Genomic DNA, 1,333 nt, shown 5'->3' with positions numbered 1-1,333 from the left:
TTTGAAAGCTGTAGAAGGACAAGGGAAAAAGATGTCGGGCTTTCTTGAATACTATTTCAACTTTTTTCAAGGAATGTATGAATTCAGAATGGGCGAATTTGTTAAAGCTATCATGTTCTATAGGCGAGCTGAGAAACGTTTGGAGCAAGTTGCTGATGAGTTAGAGAAAGCGGAATTCTATTACAAGATGTCCGAAGTGTTTTATCACATGAAACAGACACATATGTCTATGTATTATGTCACTCTTGCTTATGATACTTATAAGGCTTATAAGACGCATTCAATTTATATGGTTCGTGAAATTAATTGTTTAACTGTAGTCGCGGGAAATTATATGGATTTAGAAACTAGAGATAAAGCATTGACTTGTTTTTCTTTAGCTTTGGAAAAAGCGGAGGCATTGGGGAATAAGCATATAATTTTTAGGCAGCTGTACAATATCGGTATCTGTTATCAAGGGTTAAATCAAATTACGAAAGCTGTGTCGTATTTTCACCAATCCATTTTAGAAGGGGAGCCAATCGGTGAAAAGTTGTTTCAAGTCTATTATGAATTGATACGGATTCATTTGAATCAAAAAGAATTAATTGAGGGACGAGAATTTTACGAGAAAGCTAAGGAACAGTTGGCTTTACATAAAGATGATTTATTTCTGGATATGTTGAAGGTGCTGGAAAATTTATTTTTTAAGTCTGCAAATCTTAGTGAAGTATTGGCTTGCTTGGATAAATTGGAAAGCCCGAGAGGTTTACCTTACATGGAAGACCTAGCTTTGGAAGCCGCCCGATTTTATACTGAAAAAGGGCGTGTGGATGAATCTGTAAAAATGTATGAAAAGATGATATACGCCCAAAAACAAATTCAAAGGGGCGATTGTTTGTATGAATTTCTATAGGAACTGTGCTTTAGGTTTAATTTGTACATCAGCATTGGTTATCGGTGTTTTTGTTCAAGCGAATATAGATAGCTATAGTGCAACTGGTTTTCAAGTTTATGATTCTAGGGCAATGACTTAATTCTTCAGACCTTTTAGGTCTGTTTTTTTGTTGCGCAGCAGGACCAAAAAATCAAAAAAAAATCTCCCCCTGCGGGGAAATTTGGTTTAGTCTTTGGTCTTTTAGGTTTTTGGGTTTTAATCTTTTAAAAAGATGGCGGTTTCGCCAGCTTTTTGGCGATTTTGACGGAGTCAGAATCGTGTCTTTTCTTATCTTGATACATATAGAAACATTGAGATTTTCAAAAAGTGATATAAATCCAGTGGTGTCAAGGGTTTAAAGGTAATTTGACAGGGAAAAACCCCGTCTGCTATTATTAAGTTACCACACCAAATAAT

General features: G+C 35.4%; 1 protein-coding gene. It reads left to right on the top strand.

The annotated features are described in order from the left end of the window. Window positions 1-895, top strand: an 895-nt coding sequence (locus ACFVNO_RS31060; RefSeq protein ID WP_378898017.1) for a tetratricopeptide repeat protein, incomplete at its 5' end; no start/stop codon positions are given. Window positions 896-1,333 lie beyond the last annotated feature (438 nt).

The sequence above is a fragment of the Nocardiopsis sp. NPDC057823 genome, from assembly GCF_042797335.1.
Classification (GTDB): Bacteria; Actinomycetota; Actinomycetes; order Streptosporangiales; family Streptosporangiaceae; genus Nocardiopsis; species Nocardiopsis changdeensis.
The sequence above is the reverse complement of the archived record's forward strand: the minus strand, read 5'-3'. Positions and strand labels throughout refer to the sequence as shown.